Origin of the sequence: Bacillus sp. L_1B0_5 (assembly GCF_000836715.1) — a bacterium.
Classification (GTDB): domain Bacteria; phylum Bacillota; class Bacilli; order Bacillales; family Bacillaceae_G; genus Bacillus_A; species Bacillus_A thuringiensis_S.
Window position 1 is genome coordinate 1 of sequence record NZ_JXIS01000136.1, and the last position, 7768, is coordinate 7768.

Sequence of the window (7768 nt, forward strand, 5' to 3'; positions counted from 1 at the left end):
ATGACACTTTTCTTTAGATTTCCACCAATCATCACAACAATGCTTTTTCTGAGAACTCCAGCAATCATTTTTCCAAGACATTCATTTCTACCTCCTTTTAATAGTGTTCATATTATTCTATGTTTTAATAAAAAAATGGCTTGTTTATTAACCTACTATTTTCCTTTTATATGATAGAGTATTTTCTACTAGATATAGAGTTCATACAAACAATGCTAATTTTTAAGAGATAATAGACAGAACTACTAGTTATGGTATTTTCCCATGAACATTTGTTAAAGAAAACATTCTGATTATAAATAATATCTTATTTTGGAGTACACTTCTCTGAATGTATATTTCACAATAGCGAAGGAAAAACGGGTGCGTCTTTCGGGGAGAGGGGGGCCTATTAAAAGAAAAAAGATTTGTTTTAGAAAGTGGATCTAAACATTAAATACAGCAGAATCCAACTCTCCTCATTAAACAACATATTAATTATGAGAGGTCTGTTTTTATAATTAATAATGAAAAGAGTGTTTAGTACAAGTGTTTGTTTTTTTCTTTCTATGTTTTTGCCTCGTACCCTTTTAAGCAAGTGGACATACTTTATTAATAGAAAGGATTAGGGGGTGAGGTTTTGAGGTCTCGATTTAATAATTGTAAAAAGAAGTGTAGATGTAAACAGGATGATTGTTGGGATGCTTTCGAAGAGTGTAAAAAAGAACATGAAGAACAAAATAAAAAATGCGATTGTTGCTGTGTTCAAGGAATTAGAGACGAGCTTAAAAAATTAGTACACAGTGCAGTGCGCATTACTACAACAGGAAATAATTTTGAAGGAACTGTTTCTTCAGTAACTTGTGATGTTGTAAGGCTTGCTAATAGTGCTGGCGTAGTTACGGTAATTGTATCTGTATGTAAAATTGAAGCTATTGAACTATTGTTGACATAGGAAAAAAGCATAATTATGTTTTTTTATAAAGCCATTCACATGAATGGCTTTATTTTAATTTCATATAAAAGGAGAATATATTCTTTATATAGAAATAAGTTTGAGGCTATAAAGAGTGATGTACGAAAGGAGCATGGAAATGATCAAACTAGAAATCTTTAAAAAATCTGATTTTAAACAATTAATAAACTGGATTAATTCCGAAGAATTTCTAATACAATGGTCAGGAAATGCCTTCACATTTCCTTTAGACGAACAGCAATTAGAGAAGTATATAGAAAGTGCAAATACACTCGCTTTCAAAGTGGTAGATGAAGAGACTTCAGACGTTATTGGTCATATTTCGCTTGGGCAAATAGATAATATTAATAAGTCCGCTAGAATTGGAAAAGTATTAGTTGGTAATACAAAGATGAGAGGACGTTCTATAGGAAAACATATGATGAAAGCAGTACTTCATATTGCTTTTGACGAATTAAAACTACATAGAGTAACTCTTGGTGTGTATGATTTTAATACATCGGCCATTTCATGTTACGAAAAAATAGGGTTTGTAAAAGAAGGCTTATTAAGAGAGTCAAAAAGAGTAGGAGAAACGTATTGGAATTTATGGGAAATGAGTATGTTAGAATATGAATGGAAGAAGTAGCAACAATAGTGATTTATAATTATGTTATGTTAACAAAAGGGGCTTGGTGGGTATAGTGGATAATAAAACAAAAATAATTTCAATTGCAGCTGTTTCGGGGGGAGGTAAAACTACAATTACAGAAAGATTAAAGCATAAGTTTAAAAACTCAAAAGCTCTATATTTTGATAGTTATACATTTGATAACTGTCCCGCTGATATTTGTAAATGGATTGATGATGGGGCGAATTACGACGAGTGGGTATTAACACCATTAATTCATGATATTGAGCAACTTATACAAAATAATACCTTAGACTATATTATTGTAGATTATCCTTTTGCATACTTAAATAGTGAGATGCGAAAATTCATTGATGTAACTATATTTATTGATACGCCTTTGGATATTGCGATGGCTAGAAGGATTTTGCGAGATTTTAAGGAAGGTACAATAGATGAAATATATAATGATTTGGAACATTACATGACATATGCGAGAAAAGCTTATTTAGAGGCAATTCATACTGTTAAGCCGAATTCAGATATCGTATTGGATGGTTCTTTATCTGTAAGTGAAATAATTAATCACGCTGTAGAGGAACTTGGTCGAAGAGAAGTGATTGTCAATGGTTAAATGTATAGAGGAATATATACAAGTTACTGATTTTAAAATGTATACGAAAATACTCCAAGGAAAGAAGCAGCAGCCTGTTATTATATTGGAATCAGGCTATGGCGATTATTCGAAGGCATGGAATCAAATTGCTGAAGGACTGACGGAATATGGTACGGTACTTACATACGATCGGGCTGGATTAGGCAAAAGCGGGAAGAGTTCCAAGAAACGTATTAGTTCTGAAATGGTAAAAGATTTGAGAACATGCTTAAATCTTTTACAACTGAAGCCACCTTATATTTTTGTAGGACATTCTTTTGGTGGTATAAATGCACGTTTATTTACGGATTTTTATCCTGAAGATATGTTGGGAATGGTTTTGGTTGATTCTACACCAGTAAATTATAAAGAAGCATTTTTGCAAATCATGTCTCCAGAATTTCAAGAAGCTTACTATAAACAATTTGTACATGAAAGTTCTTATGAAGAGTTTATGTTTAGTCTGGGTGAAGCAGATAAATATTGTCAGTCAACGAGAAATATTCCACTCGTCGTGTTAGCAGCTGGTAAAAAAGCTTTTTATTCGCAAGATGCACAAATAAAATGGTTACAATTGCAAGAAGAATTATTACGATTATCAAACAAAAATAAACTAATAATTGCAGAACAAAGTGGTCATTATATTCAAAAAGATGAACCACATTATATAACAGATGCTGTTAGGTGGATAATTGGAGTAGGGGAGAGATAAATGTGTACACATTATTTCAATATAATTGGCAAGTAAGAGAAGATTGGTTTAAGTGGTGTGAACAACTTTCAGAGGAAGATTTACTTTGCAAACGTGTTGGTGGTGTTGGGGGTATTTTAGAAACATTATTTCATATTGTAGATGTAGAGTATAGTTGGATTAGTGCTCTTCAAGGAGAAGATGATAGAGAACCGCAATTTAAAGATTATCAATCGATTCAAAAAGTGAAAGCGTTATCTGATTTATATAAACGAGAATTAAAAGCTTTTTTGCAGTTGTGGTCATCTAGTCTAGAATGTAAGATGTTTAATGCTTCGTGGACAGATAAAACATATACATACGGTGAAGTTTTAAGACATGTAATCGTACATGAAATCCATCATATTGGTCAGCTATCTATATGGGCGAGGGAGTTAAACTTGCAACCAGTTTCAGCAAATTTGATTGGAAGAGGATTATAGAATTAGAAACCGACTTGCATCTTAAACGCAAGTCGGTTTTTATATATAAGAAGATTTCTTAATTGAAATCCTCGGATTTTTTCTGACGTATATGTAAAAACATTAAGGTGGTAATGATTAAGAAAATCATTATAGTTTGTATAATTAAGTTTTTAAACTGAAGCAATATTGTCCAAGATGTAAGGGTGTCTTTAAAAGCTTGGAGTGCAGAGTACGAGGAAGGATCAAAACCATACTGTAGCAACTTTTTTGTTTCAATAAATGAGATGTTTTCTTCATCTGCATCTAATATTACTGAAATTAGTCTAGTATCTCCTAGTTCTGCTGTACTGACAAAACTATAATTACCGTTAGTTGAAAAACTAGTTTGTAAGCCATCAACACCTTGAAGTTTAATGTTTTCATTAAGGGAATATATCATTTTATTCGTATTGAAAACCTGGGAATCTTTGAAGGTAAATTGGTAAGAGGTTAGTTTCGTAATATTCAATACATCTGGAAAATCTTTTACTAATCGTGCAGCTAGTTTAGCTGCGTCTATTGCTGTTGTAGTTGATTGTTTATTTGTATCATGATTAATTCCAGTAGAGTTTAGAAATGGAGATGGTTGTAATAACTGTAGTTCTTTTGCTTTTTTATTCATTAATATTGTAAAGTTATCTTCATTTCCAGCAATGTGTTCTGCTAGAGCGAGTGCAGAACGATTATTCCCTGCCAGTAGCAATGCATGAAGTAAATCACGAACCGTTGTTTTATCATTCGATGTTACTTGTATAGGGCTTGTCTCTACTCGGAAAACTTCGTTACTTATTTGTACGAAGTCATCTAACTGTATTTTTCTATCATTTAGTTGCTCCAATACGATATATTCTGTCATTAATTTAGATAAAGTAGCTGATTGTACTGGAGTTTCTTCATTTTTTTTATAAACAATTTCACCCGAATTAGCATTTATTAAAATAGCTGATTTAGCTTGAATAATCGGACCATTTACATAAAGGTAAAAATATAAAACGATAAGTGCAGTAATGAAAAAAGATAATAATAAAATAGCGAATTTTTTTAAGAATTGCATAAGCGATCCTCCTATTATGACATCAATAATAGTATTGTAAAAAGGAATGCTTAATTAGGAAGAAAGAAAAGGTAAAGAATTTCTAAAGAATTATAAAGGATTATTAAATTTAGGGAAATAATAGAAAAAGTTCAATTTCTTATATGATAAGAAACTGAACTTTTTATTTGTAATATTAACATTTGTATGGAAGTAGTTTTACGGTGAATGTTGTTTTTTCGTCATCACTATATACTTCAATTGTTCCTTTATGCAACTCGACTATACTTTTTGCAATTGCTAATCCAAGTCCAGATCCACCAGTGTTTGTAGAGCGTGATTTCTCAACGCGATAAAAACGTTCAAAAATATGAGGTAAATCCGTACTAGGAATAGGTTGTCCGTAATTTGTTATATCAATTGTAATCATATTATTGCTTTCATAAGCAGTAAGGTCAATATAGCGACCTTCGCTTCCATAAGCGATAGCGTTTATAATAAGATTTTCAAACACACGCACTAATTTGTCACCATCAGCTAATACCATGAGCTTTTGAGACGGGAAAGAAGGCCGACATTCTATATTAGCTTCTTGAACCTGTATGCGGAATTGAACAGTTAATTGTCCAAGTAACTCTACAATATCAATAGGGACAGAATACAAGCTTAATTCTTTATTTTGAACACGTGTATATTCGAACAAGTCATTCATTAATGCATTAAGACGAGTTACTTTATCGTAAATGACTTGAATATAGTATCGCAATTCCACTTCATCTCTATAATTATCATGATGGATTAAATTTACGTATCCAACTATAGAAGTAAGAGGAGTGCGTAAGTCATGTGATACATTTGTAATAAGTTCACTTTTTGCTTGTTCCGCTTGTCTTTCTTCATCAATTGAGACTTTTAATTGTTCAACAATTTCATTGACCCCGATTGCTAACTCTTCCAGATAGTTATGATTTACAATAGAAACTTTATGATTGAAGTTTCCATTTGCAATGTAACGAATTTCTTCTATCATTTTTTTAATACAAGTTTCATAGTAAAGTTTTCTCTCGTGACGATAAAAAATGTAAAGATAGGATGAAAAAATAGAAAATAAAAACAAATAAGAAACAATCATCATCCATAAAGACTCTTTAATCCCTTTATACTTTTCATAACCAAAAATTCGAATGAATTCTTTACCAAGTTCGGTTAGAGTAAGTGAACTCTCAATTACACTCGTAACGAGGCGATAAATAATTAATTCAGTAATAGGAGTGAGTGTGATAGCTAATAAGAGCCAAAAAATAAGTTTCCATTTAGGAATATCTTTTAATATATCAAATGCTTCATTTCTCAATTTTATAGCCAACTCCCCAAACAGTATGAATCAATTTTTCTCCATTCATTACTGTTTCAAGTTTATCCCGTAAGTTGCTAATATGGACCATTACCGTCTTATTTGAACCATAACCATCTTCATTCCAAACGCGTTCGAAAATTTCTTCTGAACTAAATACTCTTCCTGTATTACTCGCAAGTAAATATAAAATATCGAATTCAATAGAAGTGAGTTTAATATACTCTCCATTTACTTTAACAGTATGATTATGTTTGTGTATTTCAACAGAGCGAATACGAATAATACCATCTTCATTCTTTTGCGAAGTAGCATTTTGGAAAGAGGATCTTCGTAATAAAGCTTTTACTCTAGCTACTAATTCTAATGGATTGAATGGTTTGATCATATAATCATCGGCACCTGTCATAAGACCTAATATTTTATCCATATCTTCTGCTTTTGCACTAAGCATTAGAATTGGTACAGTATTATTTTCACGTACTTCCTGACAAACTTCTAATCCGTTTCGTTTTGGCATCATAATATCCAAAATCATAAGGTCAACTTCATATGTAGAAACCTTTTGCAATGCTTCATCGCCATCATAAGCTTTATAAATGTTATAGCCTTCATTTCGCAAATAAACAGCAAGTAATTCAACAATCTCTTTATCATCATCAATAATTAATATATTTTTATTCATTGTGTAGTTCCTTTCCTTACAAATCATCAACATTACTATAATATCAAACATTTATGTACTTGTAGCGATGATTCTGTATAAAATTTCATGTAACGTATTAAAAAGGAGTAAAAAGATTAATAACGAATATAAAATAACAAGGATATTTAGATTCTACATTATACTGAAAGTTAGTTATAAGGGGGATTTTCTATGCTATATAATGATATATATTCATTTACTCCAACTGGAAAAATAGAAAATGATATTAAAGATTTTCTACTAAAATATAATAAAGAGTTTACATATAAACATTCAATGCGTTTGGCAAATGAGGCAAAAAAGATTGCGGAAAAGTTTCACGTAGATAAAGAAAAAGCAGCAATTGCAGGATATTTACATGATATTAGTGGCATTTTTCCGAATGAGGAGCGGATTGCAGTTACTGAAGAATTTGGGGTAGAAATAGTGGAAGCAGAAAGAAAATTTCCTATGATTATTCATCAAAAATTATCGAGAGTAATCGCAAAAGAAATATTTAAAGTAGAAGATGAAGAAATTTTAAATGCAATTTGTTGCCATACAACGTTGCGTAAACATGCAACGAAAATGGATTTAGTATTATTTGTTGCAGATAAAATAGAATGGGATCAAAAAGGGACACCACCATATTTAATAGAAATAAAAAAAGGATTGGAAAAATCTTTGGAAAAAGCAGCTTTTGTATATATTTCATATTTGTGGGAAAGGAAAGATACATTGAAAGTTATACACCCGTGGCTAGAAGAAGCATATTGGGATTTAAAAAGAATTGTACAGTAGAAAGGACAAGGAAATACAATTAAAAGAATATATGAATCAAGCATTTCCAGGAGTTACATTAGGACCCTACTTATTATCTCAGTGGGAAAATCATTTACATTTTGATTTCGGAAAAGATAAATATCAAATTGTAGAAGGAACCGACGATTTAAATATGGAATACTTTTCTCAACTATATACATATAATAAATTCTTATTTGAAGACATATTTTCAAAAGAAGATGTAGTGTTTGTAGTGACAAATGTTTATAGATTTAAAAAGGAAAACATAAAAACTCCACAGAAAATAAATGTATACAATAAATATATTAAGAAAAGAGATTTAAGATTTCATATAAGACAAGAAACGTTACCGTTTCTATTTGAAGATGAAGAAGCAGATTTATCCCGCATTAACGGGCAGTAAGACCCCCACCTCAAAATTCAGCGAAAGCAAAGAAGGTAGGTGGGAATCAACTGCCCCTAAAAGCCCGATTGGTTC

Annotated in this window: 9 protein-coding genes and 1 pseudogene; 7 read left to right on the forward strand and 3 right to left on the reverse strand. The window is 31.2% G+C overall.

What is annotated here, in order from left to right; translation table 11 throughout:
* Positions 1–619: 619 nt before the first annotated feature.
* The 5 genes from exsK to RT27_RS29705 all read left to right on the forward strand — a co-directional run bounded on the left by exsK (position 620) and on the right by RT27_RS29705 (position 3393).
* The gene (exsK, locus tag RT27_RS29685) at positions 620–934 is read left to right on the forward strand and encodes an exosporium protein ExsK (RefSeq protein WP_043938724.1); all 315 of its coding nucleotides are present in this window, start codon (positions 620–622) and stop codon (positions 932–934) included.
* 139 nt (positions 935–1073) lie between these two features.
* Positions 1074–1583, forward strand: a complete 510-nt coding sequence (locus tag RT27_RS29690) for a GNAT family protein (protein ID WP_043938725.1) — start codon at positions 1074–1076, stop codon at positions 1581–1583.
* 55 nt (positions 1584–1638) lie between these two features.
* Positions 1639–2199, forward strand: coding sequence for an AAA family ATPase (locus RT27_RS29695; RefSeq protein WP_043938727.1), 561 nt, complete (start codon positions 1639–1641; stop codon positions 2197–2199).
* On the forward strand, positions 2192–2932 hold the full coding sequence (locus RT27_RS29700) for an alpha/beta fold hydrolase (RefSeq protein WP_029442350.1): 741 nt from the start codon (positions 2192–2194) through the stop codon (positions 2930–2932). The genes RT27_RS29695 and RT27_RS29700 overlap by 8 nt, the downstream gene beginning before the upstream one ends.
* A gap of 2 nt (positions 2933–2934) precedes the next feature.
* Positions 2935–3393, forward strand: a complete 459-nt coding sequence (locus RT27_RS29705) for a DinB family protein (RefSeq protein WP_016081554.1) — start codon at positions 2935–2937, stop codon at positions 3391–3393.
* Positions 3394–3451: 58 nt separating this feature from the next.
* Here the strand turns inward: RT27_RS29705 and RT27_RS29710 are convergent, their stop codons facing one another.
* The 3 genes from RT27_RS29710 to RT27_RS29720 form a co-directional block, all read right to left on the reverse strand.
* Positions 3452–4468 (reverse strand): D-alanyl-D-alanine carboxypeptidase family protein, encoded by a 1017-nt coding sequence (locus RT27_RS29710; RefSeq protein WP_029442352.1) that lies wholly within the window; start codon positions 4466–4468, stop codon positions 3452–3454.
* A 175-nt stretch (positions 4469–4643) separates the two neighbouring features.
* Entirely contained in the window at positions 4644–5801 is a 1158-nt protein-coding gene (locus RT27_RS29715; RefSeq protein ID WP_029442353.1) for a HAMP domain-containing sensor histidine kinase, read from the reverse strand.
* Positions 5791–6486, reverse strand: a complete 696-nt coding sequence (locus RT27_RS29720; RefSeq protein ID WP_001038809.1) for a response regulator transcription factor — start codon at positions 6484–6486, stop codon at positions 5791–5793. The genes RT27_RS29715 and RT27_RS29720 overlap by 11 nt, the downstream gene beginning before the upstream one ends.
* A 192-nt stretch (positions 6487–6678) precedes the next feature.
* Between RT27_RS29720 and yqeK the strand changes: the two genes are divergently transcribed.
* Together yqeK and RT27_RS35000 are read left to right on the forward strand one after the other, a co-directional pair.
* A complete protein-coding gene (gene yqeK, locus RT27_RS29725; RefSeq protein ID WP_043938729.1) occupies positions 6679–7287 on the forward strand; it encodes a bis(5'-nucleosyl)-tetraphosphatase (symmetrical) YqeK in 609 nt (202 codons plus the stop codon).
* 13 nt (positions 7288–7300) lie between these two features.
* A pseudogene (locus tag RT27_RS35000) lies at positions 7301–7672 on the forward strand (hypothetical protein); the annotation flags it as partial.
* Between the last annotated feature and the right edge of the window lie 96 nt (positions 7673–7768).